General features: G+C 70.8%; 19 protein-coding genes. 8 read left to right on the top strand and 11 right to left on the bottom strand.

The features are described from left to right. Positions 1-78: 78 nt before the first annotated feature. Both J4709_RS10710 and J4709_RS10715 read right to left on the bottom strand, forming a co-directional pair. Complete coding sequence (locus J4709_RS10710) at positions 79-825, bottom strand: MBL fold metallo-hydrolase (protein WP_232383280.1); 747 nt, start codon at positions 823-825, stop codon at positions 79-81. Between the two features lie 37 nt (positions 826-862). Continuing rightward, positions 863-1,807 carry an NADP-dependent oxidoreductase gene (locus J4709_RS10715; protein WP_208239662.1) on the bottom strand — a complete coding sequence of 315 codons (945 nt, stop codon included), beginning with the start codon at positions 1,805-1,807 and terminating at the stop codon, positions 863-865. A gap of 120 nt (positions 1,808-1,927) precedes the next feature. On the opposite strand from J4709_RS10715, the gene J4709_RS10720 reads away from it, so the two are divergent. Beyond that, complete coding sequence (locus J4709_RS10720; RefSeq protein WP_208239664.1) at positions 1,928-2,425, top strand: MarR family winged helix-turn-helix transcriptional regulator; 498 nt, start codon at positions 1,928-1,930, stop codon at positions 2,423-2,425. 143 nt (positions 2,426-2,568) lie between these two features. Here J4709_RS10720 and J4709_RS55485 read toward each other — a convergent pair whose 3' ends face one another. Beyond that, positions 2,569-3,663: a sensor histidine kinase gene (locus tag J4709_RS55485; RefSeq protein ID WP_208239671.1), complete on the bottom strand. Its 1,095-nt coding sequence runs from the start codon at positions 3,661-3,663 to the stop codon at positions 2,569-2,571. A 330-nt stretch (positions 3,664-3,993) separates the two neighbouring features. Between J4709_RS55485 and J4709_RS10730 the strand changes: the two genes are divergently transcribed. Both J4709_RS10730 and J4709_RS10735 read left to right on the top strand, forming a co-directional pair. Next, entirely contained in the window at positions 3,994-4,944 is a 951-nt protein-coding gene (locus J4709_RS10730) for a helix-turn-helix domain-containing protein (RefSeq protein ID WP_208239673.1), read from the top strand. 155 nt (positions 4,945-5,099) lie between these two features. Then, the gene (locus tag J4709_RS10735; protein WP_208239675.1) at positions 5,100-5,384 is read left to right on the top strand and encodes a hypothetical protein; all 285 of its coding nucleotides are present in this window, start codon (positions 5,100-5,102) and stop codon (positions 5,382-5,384) included. Here J4709_RS10735 and J4709_RS10740 read toward each other — a convergent pair. The 4 genes from J4709_RS10740 to J4709_RS10755 form a co-directional block, all read right to left on the bottom strand. Then, positions 5,378-6,334: an MBL fold metallo-hydrolase gene (locus tag J4709_RS10740; protein ID WP_208239677.1), complete on the bottom strand. Its 957-nt coding sequence runs from the start codon at positions 6,332-6,334 to the stop codon at positions 5,378-5,380. The genes J4709_RS10735 and J4709_RS10740 overlap by 7 nt on opposite strands. Positions 6,335-6,402: 68 nt before the next feature. After that, entirely contained in the window at positions 6,403-8,097 is a 1,695-nt protein-coding gene (locus J4709_RS10745; RefSeq protein WP_208239686.1) for a 3-ketosteroid-delta-1-dehydrogenase, read from the bottom strand. Positions 8,098-8,283: 186 nt separating this feature from the next. Then, positions 8,284-8,961, bottom strand: a complete 678-nt coding sequence (locus J4709_RS10750; protein WP_208239688.1) for a hypothetical protein — start codon at positions 8,959-8,961, stop codon at positions 8,284-8,286. Between the two features lie 47 nt (positions 8,962-9,008). Further along, complete coding sequence (locus tag J4709_RS10755) at positions 9,009-9,380, bottom strand: DUF4267 domain-containing protein (RefSeq protein WP_208239690.1); 372 nt, start codon at positions 9,378-9,380, stop codon at positions 9,009-9,011. 148 nt (positions 9,381-9,528) lie between these two features. Between J4709_RS10755 and J4709_RS10760 the strand changes: the two genes are divergently transcribed. Continuing rightward, entirely contained in the window at positions 9,529-10,449 is a 921-nt protein-coding gene (locus J4709_RS10760) for a LysR family transcriptional regulator (RefSeq protein WP_232383281.1), read from the top strand. A 28-nt stretch (positions 10,450-10,477) separates the two neighbouring features. On the opposite strand, the gene J4709_RS10765 is transcribed toward J4709_RS10760, so the two are convergent. Together J4709_RS10765 and J4709_RS10770 are read right to left on the bottom strand one after the other, a co-directional pair. Further along, a complete protein-coding gene (locus J4709_RS10765; RefSeq protein ID WP_208239694.1) occupies positions 10,478-10,837 on the bottom strand; it encodes a hypothetical protein in 360 nt (119 codons plus the stop codon). Positions 10,838-11,226: 389 nt separating this feature from the next. Then, positions 11,227-12,306 (bottom strand): glycosyltransferase, encoded by a 1,080-nt coding sequence (locus tag J4709_RS10770; protein WP_208239696.1) that lies wholly within the window; start codon positions 12,304-12,306, stop codon positions 11,227-11,229. A 199-nt stretch (positions 12,307-12,505) separates the two neighbouring features. Here J4709_RS10770 and J4709_RS10775 point away from each other — a divergent pair, with 199 nt between their 5' ends. Further along, positions 12,506-14,257: a hypothetical protein gene (locus tag J4709_RS10775; protein ID WP_208239698.1), complete on the top strand. Its 1,752-nt coding sequence runs from the start codon at positions 12,506-12,508 to the stop codon at positions 14,255-14,257. A 33-nt stretch (positions 14,258-14,290) separates the two neighbouring features. On the opposite strand, the gene J4709_RS10780 is transcribed toward J4709_RS10775, so the two are convergent. Further along, on the bottom strand, positions 14,291-15,118 hold the full coding sequence (locus J4709_RS10780) for a helix-turn-helix transcriptional regulator (protein WP_208239700.1): 828 nt from the start codon (positions 15,116-15,118) through the stop codon (positions 14,291-14,293). Positions 15,119-15,234: 116 nt separating this feature from the next. Here J4709_RS10780 and J4709_RS10785 point away from each other — a divergent pair, with 116 nt between their 5' ends. Next, positions 15,235-16,299: an aldo/keto reductase gene (locus tag J4709_RS10785; protein ID WP_208239702.1), complete on the top strand. Its 1,065-nt coding sequence runs from the start codon at positions 15,235-15,237 to the stop codon at positions 16,297-16,299. 103 nt (positions 16,300-16,402) lie between these two features. Here J4709_RS10785 and J4709_RS10790 read toward each other — a convergent pair whose 3' ends face one another. Next, a complete protein-coding gene (locus tag J4709_RS10790; RefSeq protein WP_208239704.1) occupies positions 16,403-19,639 on the bottom strand; it encodes an ATP-binding protein in 3,237 nt (1,078 codons plus the stop codon). Between the two features lie 121 nt (positions 19,640-19,760). Between J4709_RS10790 and J4709_RS10795 the strand changes: the two genes are divergently transcribed. Further along, entirely contained in the window at positions 19,761-20,198 is a 438-nt protein-coding gene (locus tag J4709_RS10795; RefSeq protein WP_208239706.1) for a DUF4267 domain-containing protein, read from the top strand. A 273-nt stretch (positions 20,199-20,471) separates the two neighbouring features. After that, positions 20,472-21,782 (top strand): FAD-binding oxidoreductase, encoded by a 1,311-nt coding sequence (locus J4709_RS10800; protein WP_208239708.1) that lies wholly within the window; start codon positions 20,472-20,474, stop codon positions 21,780-21,782. Positions 21,783-22,022: the final 240 nt, after the last annotated feature.

The following is a 22,022-nucleotide window of genomic DNA, read 5'->3' on the forward strand; positions in this document are numbered from 1 at the left end:
AGAGAAGACCCGTCTCGCCACGTGCGAAGCCAGGCCGTACGGCCCAAAAACACCAGTGTCCACTGGGGTGGTCGGTGGTCAGGGACCGAGCGCGACGCTGAGGCCCTCTTCGGCGGTGAGCACGTTCGCGCCGAACTCCGCGCGTGCCGCGGCCGCCGAGGCCGTCCGGTCGTTGCCGGGCCAGAAATGGGTGAGCATGAGCCGCCGGGCGCCCGCCCGCCTGGCCCAGCGGCCGGCTTCGGCGGACGTCATGAGGTTGCGCGCGGGCTGCCGCGTCTCGCCGTCCCGGTCGGTGGCCTCGACGATGAACAGGTCGCTGTCACGGCCGAGTTCGGCGAGCCGCGCCGTGGGGCCGGTGTCCCCGGAGTACGCGACGGCGATCTCGCCGGCCTGCAGGCGGATACCGGCATTGGGCACATAGTGCGGCAGCGGGACGCCGGTCAGTTCGAACGGGCCCACGCGGTAGGCGCCCGGAAGCGGATGCACATCGAAGACCGCATGCAGATCGACGTCGGGTTCCAGCCCTTGGAGACGGTCGAGCACCCCGGGCGGGCAGTACAGCGGGATCCTCGTTCCCGCGGCCTCGCCGTAGAACCGCATCCGGAACAGCCCGTGCAAGTCGACGCAGTGATCCGGGTGCTCGTGGGTGATGGCGACGGCGTCCACGCGTCCGTCCGGCCAGTGCGCGAGCAGCCGCGGGAGCGTGGCATAGCCCAGGTCCAGCACCAGCCGGTAGCCCTCCCAGTCCACGGCGAAACCGCTGCAGGCGCGCCCGGGCTCGGGAAAGGCGCCGCAACTGCCCAGCACGGTGACTTCTCGTCGCATCTTCAGGGCCTCCCTGCCGATCCGTGGTGCGGGCGGGTCAGGCGGTGCCCGGCACGACGATGACCTTGCCCGCAAGTGTCCCCGCGGCGGCCCGGGCGTGCACCGACGCCAGGTCCGTCAGCGGGACGCGCTCGGCGACGTCGACGGTCAGCTCGCCGCGGTCCACGCGCGCCACGAGTTCCGCCAGCTGCCCGGCGTCGCTGCGGACGAAGAGGTCGACGGCCCGCACGCCGCGCTTCTCGTCGCCCGGCGTGGACATCCACACGGTGGTGCTGACGACGACGCCGCCGTCGCGGACCAGGCCGGCCAGCGCGGTGAACTCGGCGGGGTCGATCGGCGCGAGATTGAGCAGGACGTCGACCGGCCCGTTCACCGCGGCGGCCACCTCGGTGGCGGTGTGGTCGATGACCTCGTCGGCGCCCGCCGCCTTGACGTGCTCGATGCTGCGGGGGCTGCCGGTGGCGATCACGTGGGCGCCGGCCGCCTTGGCCAGCTGCACCGCGTAGCCGCCGACGGCCCCGCCGGCGCCGCTGATCAGGATCCGCTGCCCGTCCTTCAGCCCGGCGTGGTCGAAGAGCGCCTGCCACGCGGTCAGGCCGACGACCGGCAGCGCGGCCGCGTCGGCGAGCGGGATGCTCACCGGCGCCGGGGCCAGGATCTCGGCGGGCGCGAGGACGTACTCCGCCGAGGCGCCGTCGTCGACGAACGGCAGGAAGCCGACGACCCGGTCGCCGACCTCGAGGCCGCCGGCGCCCTCGCCGAGCGCGTCGATCGTGCCCGCGACGTCCAGGCCGGGGGTGTGCGGCAAGGCCAGCGGCATCGGGTCCTGCATGAACCCCGCGCGGATGTTGCCGTCGACGCCGTTGAACGTCGTCGCGGCGACGCGCACCCGCACCTGCCCCGTGCCGGGCACCGGCCGCTCGACGTCCTCGTGGCGCAGGACGTCGGGGGCGCCGTACTCGTGGAACCGGATCGCCTTCATTCGTGGTGCCTCACCTTCGCTCGGCAAGTGCTTCGAATCCGAAGCACGTGCCACCACCGTAACGGTGCTTCGAAGTCGAAGCAAGTACTTCGAAAGTGAAGCACGCGGTAGGGTGATGCCATGCCCGACAAGCCGCCGTCCCTGGACGCCGTCCAGCTGGGCGCGTACTTCGCCCTCATGGAGGTGGCGGGCCTGCTCCGGCACGCGGTCGAGCAGCAGTTGCGCGACGCCGGCGATCTCAGCTACGTGCAGTTCCAGCTGCTCGCGCATCTCGGCCTCGACTCGCCGACCGGCAGCGAGCGCATGACCGACCTCGCGGACGGCGTCGTGTACAGCCGCAGCGGGCTGACCTATCAGGCCGGCCTGCTCGAGAAGGCGGGCCTGGTCGCGCGCACGCGCTCCGCGGACGACGACCGGGGCGTCACGGTCACGATCACCGACGCCGGGCGGGCGCTGCTCGCCAAGGTGCTCCCGGGCCACACCGAGGTCGTCGGCCGGCAGCTCTTCCAGCCGCTGTCGCACGAGGACACCAAGGCCCTGAGCGACCTGCTGTCACCCGTGCGCGACCACATGCGTTCGGCGCCGCCCCGCTCGGCCGCGCCTCGCCGCCGGCGGTAACACCCCCACGGGCCCGGGCCGGCGCGGAACGCGCCGGGACGTGCTCGCCGTAGCCCGCCGCCTCCAGGACCGCACGCCGTCCCGCCGGGCGTCCGCCACCTGCCGGAAGCCCTGATCCGGATCTCCTGACCGGACCGTGGTCGTCAACGGTTGCCGGGGCAGGCGGAGCCGGCCGGAACCGTGCCGCGGACGGGCCTGCCGGGCTTGGCCGCCGTCCCGCCCGTTGTTCCATGGCTTCGGGCGGTGTGACGCGCGACCGTCAGCGGCAGGCGCAGCTCGGCTCGCAGCCCACCGGAAGGTGCGGACGTCAGGTCGATCCGGCCCCCCATCGAGGCCATCAGGACGTTCGCGATGTGCAGTCCGAGCCCGGTGCCCGGCCGGTCCTGAGTCGCCGCCGACCTGTAGTACGGCCTGAGCACCGAGCCCTGCTCCTCTTCGGGGATGCCTGGGCCCTCATCGGTGATCGCGATGACGCCCCAGCCGCCGTCCTTGCTCAGCGTCAGAGTGATCGTCCCTTCGGGGGCGTACTTGCCCGCGTTGTCCAAGACGATCAGAAGGCACTGCCGCAGGCGCAGGCGATCGCCGCGCAGGACGGTCCGCGAGCCTTCCTCGACCACCGTCCGCGCCGCCAGTGACGGCAGATCCCGGATCGTCCCGCGCAGCAGCGAGCGCGCGTCGATCTCCTCCAGGGCGATCCGCGGTCCGGTGGTCGGCCTGTCCCCGATGAGCAGGTCCACGTCCTCGATGACCTGCCGCATCATCTGCACCGCGTCCCGGATGGCGCCCAGGGAGTCGGCGGCGGCCGGGTCGGTGACCGACGCCTCCAGCAACTGGGCGTGCCCGTGGATCACGGTGAGCGGGCCGTGCAGCTCGTGGGCCATGCAGGCGAACAGCAGCTCCCGCAGCCGGTTCGGCCGCCTGGCCGCCGACCTTTCGGCCAGGACGGCGATCAGCGCCGCGCCCGTAGTGCCTTGCCCGATGCCGCCGCAGGAGACCTCCACCGGCACGGCGCGCCCTTCCCGGGTGACCAGCAGGGCCGTCCCGCTGACCTCCGCCGTCAGCGACAGCGCGGTGCCGTCCTCGCCCGTCAGCGTGAACAGTTCCGGGATGCGCCGGCCGATCGCGTCGTCCGCGGGCACGCCGGTGAGGGCCTCCATCGCGGCGTCCCACCCCACCACTCGGCCGGAGGAGTCGAGAGCCGCGACCGCGAGTCCTCCTGTGCCCGGGGCGCGCTTCACGACCTCACCTGATTGAAATGCGCACCACACATAGAAACTCCCTGGGATCGCTCCCGGCCAGGCATGTCAGGGCGCAGCCCACCGCGCGGACGGGTCACTCCGCGGGAGCGCGCGTTTCCCGAAGATAGGAGGGGCGGTGGACGAAGGGTTGCCGCGCCGCGCACGGAAATTGCCGCCGTATGCAACGGCGAGCGCACGTGCCAACCGGTCGCGCGAGCCAACAGTGACCATTACTCTCGAGGTGTGCCATGGGTGCGCATAGCCCGATCCTGTGCACGCCATGCGGCAGGACGAGCAGTTGTGAACGTGGGTGCCTGCGGGGAGACCGTCTTGAGATACAGCGTCACCGCCACGGCGACCGATGACTACGCCCCGCACGAGCGCATCGAGATGTGGGGCGAGCGGACCAACGCCTACCAGTCCGCTCTCGACGTCCGGTGCCCCTCGCCGGAGGACTTTCACGGCCGGATGATCCGCCAGTACAGCGGGGAGTACCAGCTCGTCTCCTACTGGTCGAGCGAGACGCAGTACCTGCGGACGCCGGATCTCGTCCGCCGCGAACCAGACGAGGACTACCGCCTCCTGATCCCGATGGACGGCGAGACGGGCCTGGTCACGGACAGGAGCGAGGCGACGGTGCGGCCCGGAACGGGCGCGCTGCTCACGATCGCCCGGCCGTGCCGGCTCACCCAGACCGGCCCGCACCGCGCCGCCCTGCTGACGATCCCCGCCCGCGAGGTGCCCGGCCCGTACCCGGCCTACTACACCTTCGACCTGTCCAAGGGCCTCGGCCGGATCGTGGGCGCCATGATCGGGGTCCTGCGGGACGAGCGGGACGAGCTCACCGCCGTGCAGTTCGACGCCGCCTGCGACCGCATCACCGAACTGCTCTGCCTGCTCATCAAGGGCGCCGAACAGCCCTCCGCCTCGGGACGCCTCGCGGAGGTGGAGGCGGACATCCGCCGGTACGTGCACCGGAACATCGCGGATCCGGACCTGAACGGCGCGTCGGTGGCGCACGGCCTCGGCTGGTCGCTGCGCCAGGTCCAGCTCGCCCTGCAGCAGGCCGGTACCACCCCGCGCGAGCTGATCCGCGAGGAACGGCTCCGGCTGGCCCGCGACCGGCTGCGCGACCCGCGTCACCGGCACGTCCCGATCACCGATGTCGGGCACGCGACGGGCTTTCCCTCGGCCAGCGCCTTCAGCGCCGCGTACCGCCGCCGCTTCGGCGAGACGCCCCGTGACACCCGCCGGCGAGCCCTGGAGACGGACACGGCCTGACGAGCGCGGGCCGCGTCGCCGGAATCGCCGCCGCGCTCGTCGCTTGGCTGCCGAGAGTCACGTCTGCTATACGTATAGTCACCTCGCCTGTTCAGGGCGGGGATCCGGCGTCCACATCGGGGGATCCGGGCGTGACAAGGAAGAAAAGGAATCACATGAAGTCCTTCAGCTACACCGAGCTGGACAAGCTGGCCGGCGAGGTCCTGCCGGAGCGCGCCGTGCTGTCCACCCTTCTCGTCGGTGGCGACAGCAGCAACGACAACCAGAACTTCAACCTCGGCGGCGGCGGCCACGACGGCGGCACCACCGCGGTCGTCCCGAACTGCCAGAGCAACATCAACCACTCGCAGGGCGGCCTGGTGGGCGCGCTGGGGCTCAGCTCCGAGAACCCCAACCAGTCCTTCACCTGCGCGGGCAGCTCGGTGGTCTCGGGTCACTGATCCGAGTCGACGTGCTCGCGGGCTTCGGCCCGCATGGGAAGGGCCGGCGTTCTCTCGCCGGCCCTTCCCCCTTTTCTCCTTCCTTCGGCGCCGGTGATGGGCGAGGCCTGGGCGCGGTCGAGTTCGAACCCGTCGTGGGCGCAGAAGACGTCCGCCTCGCCGTCGAGCGCCAGTTCGTTGAGCCGGTTCAGGTTGTGCACGCGGGTGGTCCGGTCCGCTTGCAGCAGCGACTGGAACAGCGTGAGGAACGGCGGGCTGGAGGGTTCACGCTCCATCTGGCGGTGGTTGAAGTAGGCGTCGCCGGCGTGGACGAGCCAGCGCTGTGATCCGCCGTCGCCGTCGCCGCCGGTGTCGTCATCGCCGGTATCAATGGCAACGCCGAGGTGCCCGCGGGTGTGTCCGGCCAGCGGGATGAGCAGGATCGAGGGCGGGAGCCCCGGCAGGTCGCGGACGGCCGAGAACCCGAACCAGGTGTCGCCGGTCGCGGAGTGCGGCACCCAGTCCGGCCCGTGCGCCCATTGCGCGGCGTGGTAGCGGAAGCGTTCCTGCGCGGTGAGCGGACGGCGCGCGGCGTCGAGTTCGGCGGCCGACAGGTGGACCCTGGCGTTCGGGAAGTCCTCCAGCCCTCCCGCGTGGTCGACGTCCAGGTGGGTGAGGACGATATGGCGCACGTCGTCGACCGAGTAGCCGAGCCGTACGACCTGGCGGGCCGCGGTCTCGTCAGGGTCCAGCACCGGCCGGGAGTAGAAGCGGAACCTTCGGCTCAGCCGCTCGGGATGAGCGGTGTCGCCGAGCCCGAACCCCGTGTCGACCAGGACGAGGCCGTCGCCGGTCTCGATCAGCAGGCAGTGGCACACCTGCCGGGCGAACACCAGCGGACGGGCGGCCCCGCTGACCAGCCGGCCGCCCAGCGGCCTGGTGGTCCCGCAGTTCAGATGATGGATGCGCATGCCCGAAATCTACAGACTGGTCTAGTGAACATCTAGACCAGTCTGTAGATTAACCGCAGACCCTGTGGTCACTCCTGGGACGCGGCATGGCCGGCGGCGATGTGGCCGAACACCAGGCCCTGGCCGATGGTCGCACCGGCGCCCGGATAGACCGATCCGAAGGCGTTCGCCGCGGTGTTCCCCGTCGCATAGAGCCCTGGGATCACGGACCCGTCGGCGCGCAGCACGCGGGCGGTGCCGTCCGCCCTGAGCCCGCCGCACGTCCCCAGGTCGGACGGGATCACCTTCACCGCGTAGAACGGACCACGCGTCAGCGGCCGAAGGTTCGGGTTCGGCAGATTGGTCGGGTCGCCGTAGTAGCGGTCGTAGACGCTGTCGCCTCGATGGAATTGGCTGTCGAACCCGGTGGACGCGTCCTGGTTGAACCGCTCCACGGTCTGGACGAACTCGTCCTGCGGCAGCCCCACTCGCTCGGCCAGCTGCCCCGGCGTGTCCGCGCGGGCGGCGATGCCGTGCTCGTACCAGGAGCGGGGGAGCGGCATGCGCGGGTAGCTGATGGTGGCGAAGACGTAGCTGTTCTTGTAGGTCTGGTCGAAGACGATCCACATGTCGCCGACCGGGTCACCGGCCCGTTCGCGGCGCAGGAGCTCCTGGCCGAACGTCATGTAGTCGATGGACTCGTTGATGAAGCGCCTGCCGTGGCGGTCGACGATCATCGAACCGGGCAGCGACCGCTCGGCGAGCATCACCGCGGGGTCCGCCCCGGGCAGCGGCGCCACCGACGGGAACCACCATGCCTGGTCCATCAGGTCGATGTCCCCGCCGACGTCCATCGCCGCCGCGATGGCGTCACCGGTGTTGCCGGGGGCGCCCTGGGACCATTCCTGCAGGCTGGGCGACTGGTACTCGTGGCGCCAGGCCATGTTGCGGTCGAAGCCGCCGGCCGAGAGCACCACACCGCGCCTCGCGGTGACGGTGACCTCGCGCCCGTCGTGCACGACGACGACCCCGCCGACCCTGCCGTCCTCGACCAGGAGGCGCACCAGCGAGGTCCGCGTCCAGATCGGAACGTCCGCCGCGATCGCGCCGGCGAACAGCCCGGCGGCGAGCGCCTGCCCGCCCGCGACGTACTCGCGCCCGATCAGCTTGCCGCCGATGCCCTGCCCCACCCGGGCGGCGGCCCTGGTGACCCCCTTGCTGGGCACCTTCGCCATGAGGTTGATCCAGCGGTAGTCCGGGGACGTGATCGGCATCGGCACCGGCGCGGCCAGCTTCGTCGGGCGCAGCAGCGCGCGGTGGGCGCCGAGGTGCCGCTTGACGTCGAACGGCGCCGACTCGCACGAGCGGCCCGACGCCGCGCCGCCCGGGTTCTCCGGGTGGTAGTCCGAATAGCCCTGCGCCCAGATGAACTTCAGCGGGGTGAGCCGGCGCAGCATGTCCACGGTCTCGGGACCGTGCCGCACATAGGCCCGCCGGCGCTCCTGCGGAGCGGTGTCGCCGACCACCGCGTCCAGATACGCGTTGCCGCGCTCTTCGGAGTCGAACACGCCGTTGTCGGCGAGCACGGAGTTGGCCGGGATCCAGAACGCCCCGCCCGACAAGGCGGTGGACCCGCCGACGTACTCCGTCTTCTCGATCACCAGCGTGCTCAGCCCGCGCTCGGTGCCGGTCAAGGCGGCCGCGAGACCCGTCCCCGACCCGATCACCACGAGATCGACGGTGCGCTCCTGCACCTCGGTCCGTCCAAGAGCGCCACCGCGCATCAGATCTCCTCACCGACCGGGCCCGGCGACCCGCCCTTCACCGACGGTCAACGGCCGCCCTCTCAGCCGAACGGTCGGGACGAGCGGGCGGCACCCGCCGATGCTGCCCGGACCGATGGGCGCCTAACGCCGATCGGAGCAAACCTTGCAGGTGGGAGGTGAAATCTGGTTCAGCGCGCCCGCCCGTCAACAGCTCCGCGTTTTGTCGATCGTGTAGCCGGAGATACGCCAGTCAGTGCCGCCTTTGGCCGTGGTGGCCTGAGCGGTCCAGGGGCGGCGGTCGTCCTTGGTCGCGGGGAGGAGTTCGCCCGTCGCCCGCCTCACCAGGACGCCGGTCATGTCCACGCAGTCACTGATCGTGGCGGTGCGGGGATCGGAGGCGATGTCCACGGAAGTGACCTTCGGCGAGATCACGGGCTTGGTCTTGAATGAGAGCCCGACCTTGTTGTAGTAGGTGAGGACGCTGATGATGCTCGCCGCGGCGTCCCCGGTCGTGTAGTCACCGAGTCCGGCGTTCTTCATGGACCCGGAGGAGTATGCCTTGAACTGCGTGGCCCACATGCCGCGATAGGCGGCAAGGGCTTTCGCTCCCGCCTCGGCCTTCGCCTGCTGCCCCTTGTCCTGCCCGGTGGACTTGTCCTGGGCGGTGGACGCCGCGTGCGGCGCATCCGGTTCGCGGTCGCTCGACGAGCCGCATCCGACGCTGAGGACGAGCAGGGCCGCGGTCACTCCCGCCTGCCGGGCACCGCGTCCGCCGGGACCGGTGGCGCGGCGGATCAGAGATGAGGTCGCCCTGGCCGGCCGTGAGGACCCGGTTTCCGGAGAGGAGCCGGGCGGTGCCGTGTCCGGGGAGATGAAGGACATCTTCTCGCTTTCTCGAAACGGCGGAGGGAAGGCGTCCTGGGAGGGGCTCAGGCCGCGAAGAGAAGTATGGCGGAGACCAGGACGGCCAGCGCCGTGGCGAAGTGGATGCCGAAGGCCACGGCTTTCGTGCCGCCGTGCCGCAGGACGATGACCGTGTCGCCCAGCGGGGTCAGTGCGATCACGAGCATGAACCAGGCCGCGGCGTCCGCGCCGGAGAACGCCAGCAGCGCGAGCCCGAGGATGCCGGAGACGAGATCGCGCAGCCCCTTGATGGTCAGGTAGGCGGGGTCGCCGCCTTCCCTGGCCGGCACGCCGTAGCCGGCGGCGGCGGCCCGGGGCTGGAAGAAGAACCGCAGCCCGATGAAGATGACGAGGAGGTCCAGCACGATGGCCAGGCCGTAGGCGAGCGGTGTCAGCACGTTCATCTCCCTGTGGCATGCACTGATCGGCGCCCTCAGAGGAGGACCCGGATCAGAATGCTGAGCGGGGGCTGAACGAACAAGCGCCGACTTCGCATGATCTGATAACCCCGGAGTTATCGGTGCGATCCCGGGGGCCGCGGTGGAAATGCGCGACATCGAAATCTTCCTGGCCCTGGCCGAGGAACTGCACTTCGGCCGCACCGCCGATCGTCTGCACGTGTCGCAGGCGCGGGTGAGCCAGTCGATCGCCAGGCAGGAGCGGGAGATCGGCGCGCGGCTGTTCGCCCGGACGAGCCGCCGGGTCGAGCTCACCCCCATCGGCGCCCGGCTGCACAGCGACCTGAGCGCGGGTCACCAGCGGATACTCGACGGCATCCGCGCGGCCACGGCCGCCGCCCGCGGCACGACGAACACGCTGGTCCTCGGCCTGCACGGACCCCAGGCGCACGACTGCGCGCACATCCTCGACCTGTTCCGCTCCCGGCATCCCGAGACCGAACTGCGCATCCAGGAGATCCACTTCACCGACCCGTTCGGCCCGCTGCGCAACGGATCGGTGCAGGTGGCGACCTCCTGGCTACCGGTGTGCGAACCGGACCTCACCGTCGGCCCGACGGTCGTCAGCGACCCGCTGCTCCTCATGGTCGCCGAGGACCATCCCCTCACCGCCCGCGAAGCGGTCGGGATGGAGGACCTGGCCGAGTGGCCCCTCCCTCACTCCGCGATGCCCGTCCCCGAGTACTGGCTCCAGACGCTCGTTCCCACTCAGACTCCCGGTGGACGGCCCATCCGCCGCGGCCCCAAGGTCTCCACCTTCCAAGAGGTGGCAGCCGTCGTTGCGGCGGGCAAGGCGATCTGCCTCGTCCACGGCGATGCCGCCCGCTACTACCGGTGGCCTGGACTCAAATACCTCCCGCTGCACGACGCGCCGATCGGAGAGTGGGCCCTGGTGTGGCCCACGGCCGGCGAGACGGGGCTGGTGCGCGCCCTCGCTCAGGCAGCAGAAGACGCCGGGCCGCGGACGGGGAAGCCCCCGGCTCCCAGCCGGTCATGGAACGCCGGCTGACGGACGCGAGGCCGGCGTAGACACCTGGCTATCCCGGTGCCGTTGCGGCGTGCTTCGAATGGGCCGCCTTCTTCGGCGGCGTACGGCCGGGCATCCCGGGTCCGGCAGCGAGGAAACCACGCGCCGCCATGGGTATCGTCCCGAGGTTGACGACCGTCCCGCCGCAGCTGGTCGGGAAGTTGTTCAACACGCATCCGACCTCAAGGAGCTGGTCGGTGTTCGTGCGCACGGTGACGAACACGTTGGCGGTGCCCTGAATCGTCACCGACGCGCAATCCACCGTGACGGCGCCGAATGCCGAGGTGAAGTCGGTCAGCGGGGTGGGCGTAGGCGGAGTCGTGGCCTCGTTGACCGTCTGGCCGAACACCTTCCCATTGCGGACGGCCACGACGGCCTTCGTCTGGCCTTCGGCGGCCGCCGTGCTGATGCACTTGGACGGTCCCGTTGGACCGGTGGCTCCCGTGGCTCCGGTGGGGCCGGTCGGTCCGGTCGGCCCTGTGGGGCCGGTCGCGCCGGTCGCGCCCATTCCGGCGGGGCCGGTGGGGCCGGTCGGGCCGGTCGCGCCCATTCCGCCCGGTCCGGTGGGGCCCGTCGGGCCGGTCGGCCCGGTCGGGCCGGTGGGTCCTGTCTTGCCGGGACACCACCATAGAAGGCAAGGGGCCTTGTTCGAGAATGCGGAGGCGGCGGGGGCGTACGTCGATATCGCCAGGGTCGCCACTGACGTGGGAAGCAGGACGGAGGTCGTGAGCCGCGCGACTTTCGATAGCTTGGGGTGAGTCATGACTGGAGTCCAGATCTGGGCGGGCCGATGGATGCGATCAAGCAATCCTCGACTACCCCGCGGTCAATGACCGCGTTCGCGGCAAGACCTTCACGGTAGAGACCTGTGTGGTATGCCGCGATCCCGAACTCGTCGAGTGCGCGCCACGTGTAGACCGAATCGTCGATGAACAGGATGTCGTTCGGTCGCGGGATGTCACTGGCCGTACGCGCGAACGGATACGCGGCCGCCGGACGGTTGCGCAAGCGAAGTGCGCGGGCGAGGTGGCAAGGTGCCTCGGCCCTTTGCGGGCGCGTCTCGAATGCGCGCACGTAGTGCGCGATGACGGCGTCGTCGTCCTCGCCGATGTGCTCGGCGAGACGTGCGCGTTCGTAGAGCGAGTACCAGACCTCCTCCGGCCACCCGCCCATGCCTGCACGCCGTTCGTACGCGGCGGCCGCTTTCGTGTACTCGCCGGCATCGCGCCAGCTCTGTGCCAGGTAAAAGGCGTAACGCGTGTTGCCCGGCTCCGCCTTGAGTGATTTCTCGAGTAGCGCGGCGTCTTTCCTGAATTTCAGGGGATCCGTGGAACGTGCGCCATCGTACATGCGGCGGTAGCCGAGCCCGTCAAGGCGTGCGAGCGAACGTCCGGGCCCCGACATGATGACTTCGTGGAGGACGCCCACGTAGTGAAAGTCCAGATCACCCCGGAAGAGATGTACGCGATAATATGAAGTCCCGCAGTCCTCGACTCGTATCTCGTACGAATCGGCGGTAAGCCGCGGCATCGCGAAACCACCCGGGATCACCAAGACGTCGTCCGCGTCGATCACCAGGTCATAGTCGGCCTTACCGCGTGCGAGTTCGATCGCCTCCGTGCGGTTGTGGCCGAAATCCCGCCAAGGCCGCTCGTGGAGCTGGCCCGGAAGGTCGGCGAGTTCTTCGCGAATGATTTTCTGCGTTCCGTCGCCGGAGCCGGTGTCGACGATGCACCACGAGGTGATCAGAGGTCTGACCGAGGCGAGGCACCGTGCGATGACGTGCGCTTCATTCTTGACGATCATGGTGAGGCAGATCGTCTGTTTCCCCGACGGCATGGGGTCTGATTGTAGGTCCAGGCTGGGTGGCAGGCCCGTCGGACACGCGTCGTTTCCAGTGCCGCACAGAGACTACTTGCCACTTTTACGTAGCTTCCGGATCTTTGAACTATTACATTTATAAATTCCCCGAGGCTCGATTTCCCTCTCATCCTCGGCTACGGTTCGCCATGATCCGGGGGAGTCGCGGGGAGTTGCCATGGGATCGTCTGGAAACATCGATTCTCTACAGCGTCGGGAGCCGGAGCCGCTCCTGGAGGCCCGTCGAAGCCGTCGCTGGCCCGCGCTGCTCATCGGTGGCTGCGTCGTCCAAGTCGGCATCCGGCTGTTGTTCGCCGTCCACCAGAAGACGCCCATACTCATTCCAGATGAGACGGGCTACCTGCTGGCCGCGCGGCTGATAGCAGGAGGAGCGGCAGGCGACCTGTCCGGGTGGCCGCTGTATCAGGCGGGTTACCCGCTTCTCATCTCCCCGGCATTCTGGCTGAGCAGCAATCCGGCGACCGTCTACGGTCTCGTCGCCGTCATCAATTCGCTGTTCGGCGCATTGCTGTTGGTGTTGGCCTACGTCGCTCTGCGCCGCCTGGACCTGTCGCGCACTCAGTCGTACGTCATCGCGGCCGTGACCGCGCTCCTGCCCTCCGTCCTCTACTACGGCCAGTTCGCCATGGCCGACGCCGTTCTCCCTGTGGTCGTGCTCGGCTGGCTTCTCCTCGTCCACACCTGGATCGCCAGTGGACGGTGGGGCTACGGTGCGGCGGCGAGCGCGATGGCCGCCTACTGCTACTGCGTGCACTCCCGCGGATCGATCATCGTCGTGGTCCATGCGGGCCTTCTCGTCACCGCCCTTTGGCGACGCTGGGCGAGCAAGCGGGACATCGCGGCCGCGGCCGGCATGCTGGTCGCCGGGTCCGCTGCCGGGTGGACGCTGAACGGCTGGGTCCAGTCCAAGATCTACCCGGGCGGTGTGAAGCCGCTGGGCGACTTCCTCATTGATCGGCTGACCAGCCTGGACGGCCTCGCGTGGACGCTGAGCCTGGCCGCGGGAAAAGTCTGGTTCCTCATCGTCTCGACGTGCGGCGTGGCCGGTGCCGGTCTGGTGGTCGTCGGGGCGCTGGCCGTGCGGCGCGCCACGCCGCGTCCGATCCGAGCCACCTCATGGGTCGCGCTCGCCGCCCTGACCGGCATCGCCATCGCCAGCTCGGCCGCCGTCCCCGACGAGGGTGCTGTCGCCAACTTCGTCTACGGCCGGTACCTCGGCTGCCTGGCTCCGGTGCTCTTCATGGCCGGTGCGGCATTCGCGGTGCGCGGCACGAGGGAAGCGGTCGGCCGGACCGTCCTCGCCACGACGTGCCTGACGCTGGCGGCCGGTGGCGTCGTGTGGTGGTACGCCGGTAAGCGGCTCTCCCGCAGCTTCTTCTCCGTATTCGAGTTCCCCGAAATCTCCTTCCTCACCTGGAGCTGGGACGCACTGAGATTGTGGTCCGCCACCTGCGTAGCGCTGTTTCTCCTGGTAGTGGCAGGCCTCGTGATCTCGAAATACCGTCAGGCCGGAGCGCTCGTACTCGCCGCCGCCTTCATCGCTTTCGCGCTGGCCGACATGGCGGTGGTCAGCAAACGAGTCGTCCGACATTGGGAGGGGCAACTGGAGTCGGCCACGAGCCTGGCCCCGGCCGGGCTCCTGGCACGCGACCGTGTGGCACTCGACCATTCCGGCGTGCCCTGGAGGATCTGGGTCTCTCAAGCCTTCCAAGTCCGCACCGGCCTGGAACCGCTTGACCGCTTCCGCAGCGAGACGCTGCCTCGTGACGCGACGCTAGTCGTGGTGCCGTGGGACGCTCTGCTGCAACGGCCCGAAGACAGCTGGCCTGTCGCACCGCCGAACTGGCACCCCGTCTCGACCCGTGCTACCTACGCTGGAGACTGGGTCGCCTGGCGCCCCGAGGGCTGACGCCAAGCACCGAAGACGCGCCGGAGCGACGGCTCACCGTGCGCACAACCGGTCCATTGCCGTCCGGCTCTCATCGTCCGCGGCACGGTAGATCACCAACAGCTGGTCCGGGTCTTGAAGTGGCGTGAGCGTTTCGAAATGGACGGTGATCACGCCGGCGTCAGGATGCCGCATCACCTTGCGTCCGCGGCCGTTGGCCTTGACGTCTCGCTCGGCCCACAGCCGCGCGAATTCCTCGTCACGCGTGATGCATTCGGCGATGAGGTCGGTCAACGCCTGGTCCTCGGGATGCACGGCCCACGCAGTGCGCAGGTGGGCGACCCCCTCTCGCACGACGCGTTCGCGGTCGACGTAGAGCTCCCGTGTCTCCGGATGCATCAGGCACAGCCACATCGCATTGCGCTGCTGCGGCGGCAGGCTGTCGAAATCCAGTAGCAGCTTCGCCATTTCGCCGTTCCAGGCCAGGATGTCGTAGCGGTGGTTCATCAGCATCGCCGGTAGCGGCGACAGGTCGGCGACCAGCTGGGCCAGCGGCGGCCCTGCAGCGGTGACGGGTTTGCCGGCACGGCGGGGGTGCTGCCGGGCCAGGCCGAAGAGGTAGGCGCGTTCGTCGGGGGTCAGGCGCAGCGCCCGGGCCAGCGCCTCCACCACGTCCGCTGAGGGCCGCAGCCCGCGGGCCTGTTCCAGCCGCACCACGTAGTCGGTGCTGATCCCGGCCAGTTCCGCGACCTCTTCGCGGCGCAGCCCCGGGGTCCGCCGGGCCTGCCGGCGCGCCGGCAGGCCGAGATCCCGTGGGTCCAGGCGCTCGCGGCGGGTCCGCAGGAACGCCGCCAGCTCCTGCGTCACGTCCACGGCGATCATGGCTGGTCCAACAGCTCGGGTAGGACCGGTGTTCCCAGGAACCTCCTTCCCTTACCTCCGGCTCGCGGCGGACGCAGGCTGATGCTCGACGACGATCACGAGCACAGGAGGACACGATGCCGCTCACCCTCGACACCTACCGGCTGCTGGGCCGCTCCGGACTGCGGGTCTCACCGTTGGCCCTGGGCACGGCGACCTTCGGGACCGAGTGGGGCTGGGGCGCCGGGCAGGACGATGCGCGCAGGCTGTTCGACCTCTACGTCGAGCGCGGCGGCAACTTCATCGACACCGCCGGCACCTACACCAACGGCAGCGCCGAGCGCATGCTGGGCGAGTTCACCCGCGACAACCGCGAAAGCCTGGTGCTGGCAACGAAGTACACGACGCAGCGCCGGCCCGGCGACCCGAATTCCGGGGGCGCTCACCGCAAGAGCCTGTTCGCGTCGGTGGAGGCCAGCCTGCGGCAGCTGAACACGGACTACATCGACCTGCTCTTCCTGCACGTGTGGGATTCCACGACACCGGTCGAGGAGATCCTGCGCGGCATGGACGACCTCGTCCGGCAGGGCAAGGTCCTGTACGTGGCGATGTCCAACGCCCCGGCCTGGGAGATCTCGCGCATGCAGGCGATCGCCGACCTGCGGGGCTGGTCGCCGCTGGTCGCGCTGCAGATCGAGTACAGCCTCATCAACCGGGGCGGGGAACGCGACCTGATCCCGATGGCACGGGCCATGGGGCTGGGCGTGACCCCGTACTCGCCGCTGGGCGGCGGCGTGCTCACCGGCAAGTACAGCCGCGCCGACCTGACCGCGACGGACGCCGGCTCCGGTGAGAGCAACCGCAAGAGCTTCAACGCCGCCTTGGGCATGGTCACCGAACGCACACTCGCCATCGCCGACGCCGTACGGGAGGTCGCCGCTGAGCTGGGACACGCACCCGCCCAGGTCGCGCTGGCCTGGACCCTGCAGAACCCGGGCGTGACGGCCCCCGTCATCGGCGCCCGCACCCCCGAGCAGCTGGTGGGGAATCTCGGAGCCCTGGACGTCGACTTCACCGCCGATCAGCTGGCCCGCCTCGACAAGGTCAGTGCGATCGACCTCGGCTACCCGCACGACATGCTCGCCAGTGACCACATCCGCGCCGTGACCGCAGGCGACCTGAAGATCGAAACCCGCCGCTGACGCACCGACACGGATCGTCGACGACCCTCCGCTCCGCCCCGCGCATCCTCGCCGGCTCGGCCTCCCTCGATCTGGGCGCTGGACGCGGCGCGGCGGGCGGCGGTCAGGTGGTCGCTCGCGAGCGGGCTTCTGCGGCCCAGTGGGGTGCGTTCCATTGGTCGGCGATGGCGGCGGCCTGGGCGAAATGGTCGGCGGCCTCGTGGTCGCGGCCGAGGAGGACGGCCAGCTCGCCGAGGGTGTGGGCGACCGGCCGCAGCGCCACCGCCATGCTCTCGGCGCCCGCTGGGGGACCGTCGCGATGGGGAAGCAGCGTCGCGTAGATCTCCTCGGCTGCGTCGCGGTCGTCCAGGGCGACGATCGCCATCGCGCGCAGCGTTGTGAGGAAGGTGAAGAAGAAGTCGGGGCGGATCGGGCCGGACGACGCGCGGACCTCGCGGGCCTCGGTGTCCAGGCCGTTGGCGTGCAGGGCGAGCGCGAGCAGGTCGGTGGTCATGGGGTCGAGCACGGCGTGGACGGCGCGCACGTCGTCCAGATGCGCTCCGAGCGTGCCGTCGTTCAGCCAGATGACGGCCAGGGCGAGCTGGAGAAAGCCCGCGGCGTGCACCGATCCGGCGCGCCGCATGCCCTCGCCGGCCTTGTTGTAGAGGCGTGCGGCGTCGTCGAACCGGCCTTCGATGACCGCCAGGGCCGCCAGCGTGATCTCGGCGACGGCGGTCGCCTCGGGCATCCGGTAGGTGCGCGCGAGCTCCAGGGCCTCGACGGTCACCCGGCGCATGGTCACCGGGTCGTTGGCGGCGGCGGCGACGGCGGCATGGTTGAGCCGCCCGGTGACGCGGTACACCGGCAGGTCGTGCTCTGTGCCGATCTTCACCAGCTCCTGGGAGAGCTCGGCGTCGCCATGGACTTCGGCCAGGATCTCCAGTGCCGCGGCCCGCAGGCGGGGGCCGGTGGCGAGGTCGAGGGCCTCCTGCGCCGCCTCCAGGACGGTCGGGTCGTCCTCGCCGATCAGCTCGTTCGCGTACGCCGTCAGGAGCCGGGACCGCACCGACGGGGTCAGTTCGCGCTCGAGCAGGCGGCTCAGGCGCTCGACGATGGGCCGGTCCACCGTGCCGTACGTACGGGCCTGCCAGGGGGTCGGCTCCGTCCACGCGGTGAACGCGGCGATCATCAGGTCGTCGCGGCCCAAGGACTCCGCGTACTCCACGGCTTCACGGCGCGTCTCGCGGGCGGCCGCGATGGCTCCCGCCCTGACCTGCGCGCGCAGGAGCCGGCCGAGCAGTTCGACGTGTTCGTCCGGTCCGGTCGAGTTGGCGACGGCGTCGCTGAGGAGGCAGGCCGCCACGTCGTGGGCGTAGCGTGCCTCCGCGAGCTCGGCGGCCTGGACGCAGTAGCCGACGGCCTTCGGCGAGCCGGCGCGCGCGTAGTGGTGGGCCAGCGCCGCGATGTCGTCGGTGCCTTCCATGGCGTCGGCGATCCGGACATGCATCCGGGCTGCGCGGAGGCGGCTGAGGTCGGCGACGAGCGTGTCCCTGACGAGCGCGTGGACGAAGCGGACGAGGCCTTGGCCGGGCTCGTCGAGGAGCCCGGAGATGACGCCCGCGTCCAGCGCGTCCAGCACGCCGTCCTCGTCGGTGTCGGCGGCCTTGACGAGGACGTCCACCGGGCTCTCCCGGCCTGCGACCGCCGCGAGCCGGAGGATGGACACGGCTCCCTCGGGCAGGCGCGCGAGCCGGCGGCGCAGGACGTCCCGCACGCCTTCGGGGACCTCGGAGAGGGCGACCAGAGCCCCTTCGCCGTTCAGCAGCCGGGCGCTTTCGCGCACGTAGAAGGGGTTGCCGCCGGTGCGCTCGGCGATCCCGGCGATGGTCTCCTCGTCCGCTTCGCATTCGGTCCGCACGAGTTCCGCGACGGCCTCGTCGCTCAGACCCGGCAGCGCCAGCCGGAGCGGCGCGGCACGCGCGAGCGAGGCCAGCATCTCGGTGAGGTGCCCGCTCTCGTCCGCGCGGTACGCGGCGACGACCAGAATCGGGGCCCGCAGGCCGAGGCCGCCGCCGAGTAGCTCCAGCGTGGCGGCGTCGGCCCAGTGCAGGTCGTCCAGCACGACGGCGACCGGGCGTTCCGCGGCGACCTCAGCGAGCCACTCCCATAGGGCCCGGCGCAGGCGGAACCGTCCGGCGGTGGCGTCGGCGATCACCGGTCCGGCGTCGGCGAGCAGCGGCGCGAGGTCGTCGGCGAACCCGCCCGGGGACGTGGTCGCGGCGACGGCCCTCAGCGCCTCGGTCCAGGCCCACGCGGGCGGCGCGCTGTCGACCTCGAGGCAGCGGCCGGCGGCGACCAGCCATCCGTCCCGTTCGAGCCGCCTGCCCAGGTGCTCCAGCAGCGTCGACTTGCCGAGCCCGGCCTCGCCGGTGACGAGGGCGACGCGGGCGCCGTCGGTGACGGCCTGCGCGGCGGCCGTGACCAGCGCCGACAGCTGTGCCTCGCGTCCGACGAACGGAGCCGGCTCTGAGGGAGGGGCCGTCCGCGGCGGCGTTGCGGTGAGCGGTGGTGCGGGCGCCGGCGGTGTCCGCGGCACGATCGCGCGCAGGACGTCGGTGCGCTGGGTGAGGATCGCCTCCTCCAGCGCCGTGAGGTCCGGGCCGGGGTCGAGCCCGAGCTCCTCGGCGAGGACGCCGCGGGCGCGTCGGAGAGTCGCCAGCGCGTCGGCCTGGCGGCCGCTGCTCCACAGGGCCAGGGCGTGCAGCCGCCAGCCCTCCTCGCGCAGCGGCTCGTCGCGGGTGAGCCGCTCGGCCTCCGGAACCATCGCGGCGGGGTCGCCGATGCGCAGACCCGCCGCGACGTGCAGCTCGATGGCGGTCAGCCGCAGCTCGTTCAGCCGGGCCGTCTCGGCGGCGGCCCACGGCTCGTCGGCGACCTCGGCGAACGCCGGTCCCCGCCACAGCCCGAGCGCCTCGGCGAGCCGGGCCTTCGCGGTGCGCGGGTCGGTGTCGGTCCGGGCACGGTCGAGCAGCTCCTCGAACCGCCAGGCGTCCACCGACTCCGGTGGCAGCCGCAGCGCGTACCCGGGTGCGGCGCTCACCAGCAGCCGGGCCGGCGTGCGCGGCGGACGTCCGGGCTCCAGCAGCCGACGGAGGTTGGACACGTACGCCTGCAGGGACATCAGCGCCCGCGCGGGCGGCTCCCCCCGCCACAGGTCCTCGATCATCCGGTCGACCGGCACGACCTGCCCGCGCGCCGCCACCAGCAGGGCCAGCACGCCCCGCTGCCGCGGGCCGCCGAGGTGGACGGACTCGCCGTTCACCTCGGTCGCGAACGCGCCCAGCACCCGGATGAAGACCATGATCCGCACATCGTACGGGGACCGCTCCAAGCCGGCTCCAAGTCGCCTCCAAACGCCCAGGAGCAGCCTGAACACCTCGCCACCGGTCGGGTGCGGCCGGACACATCAAAGGAGAAGAACGATGTCACTGAAGCGCGTCAACACCGTCCTGGCCATCGCCGTCATCCTGTTCACCTTCTACCTCGGGGTGTCCTTCCTCCTGTCCCCCGGAACGCAGGCGCCGGGCTTCGGCCTGCCGCACTGGCCCTCCGGCGACGGCGGCGGCTTCCTCATCGTGAAGGGCAACCGCGAGAACGCGATGGGCCTGATGATGGGCATCCTGCTGGTGATCGGTCACCGCCGTGCCCTCGGCCAGGTCCTGCTGATGGTGGCCGTCGCCCCGTTCAGCGACATGATCACCGTCCTGGCCCACCACGGCTCCATGGCCGCCGCGTTCGGCATCCACGGCCTGACCTCGGTACTGATCGCGGCCACCGGCCTGCTGATCCTCCGCGAGACCGGCAAGGCCCGCGAGGCCGTCGAGTCCGCCGCGCCGGTGCCCGCCGCGCAGTCCGCCTGACGTCTGCACGTCGCCCAGTCCGGTCCCTGAAAAGGAGCCACCATGACCGTGGAGCCGAAGCACTACGCGTTCATGCAGGAGTTCAACGCCGCACTCGCTCGCATTCAGGACCGCGGAATCACCCACTACGGCCATCCCGCATGCCAAGGGCACCTACTTCCACGAGACCGATTACCGGTCGGCGACCACCGTCCGCCAAGTCCCGCGCCCCCTCGGACAACTGCACAAAGACCTTTCCCAACACGCATTGAGAAATCGAAGAGGAACACGACGATGACGATCAACGACATGCGCGGCGTGCTCAAAGGGCGCGTGCTCCTGCCCGATGACGACGGCTTCGAGCAGGCGGCCACCGCGTGGAACCTCACCGTCAGGCAGCCGGTCGCGGCGGTCGTGGAGGCCGCGGACGCCGACGACGTGGCGGCGCTCGTACGTTATGCCCGGCGGGCGGGTTTGACGGTGGCCGCGCAGCCGACCGGGCATGGCGCCTCGGGTGATGTGGAAGGCCTGATCCTGCTGCGTACCGGTCTGCTGAACGAAGTGGAGGTACGCGCGGAGGAGCGAGTGGCCCGGGTCGGCGCGGGCGCGCGATGGGGGCAGGTGCTGGCGGCGGCCGGTCCGCTGGGGCTGGCCGGCCTGTCGGGCAGCGCGCCAGGGGTCGGGGTGACCGGCTACACCCTGGGCGGCGGGGTCGGCTGGTTCAGCCGCAAGTACGGCCTCGCCTCCGGCAGTGTCCGGGCCATCGACATCGTGGACGCCGACGGCGAGCCCGGCCGGGTCACCGCCGAGTCCGACCCCGAGCTGTTCTGGGCGCTGCGCGGCGGTGGCGGGGACTTCGCGATGGTGACCGCCCTTGAACTCGACCTGTACCCGGTACCCACCATGTACGGCGGGCGCGTCGTCTGGCCCGAGCACCGGACCAGTGAGGTGTACGACGCGTTCCTGGAGATCACCGTCGAGGCACCGCGTGAGCTCAGCGTCTGGTTCAACCGGTTCCAGCCGCCCGGCGCACCGCCGATGGTCACGCTGGACCTGGCCTACCTGGGTGAGGCGGCCCGGGCGCAGGACCTGCTGCTGCGCCTTGACAAGATCGAGGGCGCGATCTCCGACACCCGCGGTGTCGTCCCGGTCGCCGGCCTGAGTGCCATCTCTCCCGAGCCCACCGACCCGACCCCCTCCATCAGCCGCGTGGAGCTGCTCACGGGCCTGGACGCCGACGCGGGGGAGCTCCTGCTGTCCAAGCCGGTCGAACCGCTCATCAACCTGCAGATCAGGAACCTGGGCGGGGCGCTCGCCGAGCCGGGCCCCGGGGCCGGTGCGAGCGGCGCGGTGCCTGAGCCGTACCTGCTGAACCTGGTGGGGCTCGGCCTGCCGCACATCGCCGACGCGACGCGCGCCAAGCAGGCCGAGGTCGTGGCGGACCTGAAGGCCCGCATCAGCGGCCGCAAGCCGTACACCATGCTGTCTCCCGGCGAGACCGCGACCTCGTCCTTCTCCGGCGACGCGCTCGCGCGCCTGCAGGAGATCAAGCGGGCCCGCGACCCGCACAACGTGTTCCGCGCCAACTACCCGGTGCTCGGATAGACCGGTTCCTCCGCCCTCCGGGGCGGAGGAACCGCACCAACCCGCGCGACCGACCTCCCCCTGTGCTTGCCGAGAAGCACGTCCGCGCAGGTTCGCGCGGCGCTGCTTCACCGGCTGCCTCGTGGGGCTACCGGCGGGTGCACGGCGAGTTGCTGGTACTCGGCGTCAAGGTGGCGCCTTCCACGGTTTGGCGGTCATCGAGCATCGCACCCGCCGCGTCAGAGGCGGAGTGGCCTGCGC

Source organism: Actinomadura violacea (assembly GCF_017573465.1).
Taxonomy (GTDB): Bacteria; Actinomycetota; Actinomycetes; order Streptosporangiales; family Streptosporangiaceae; genus Spirillospora; species Spirillospora violacea.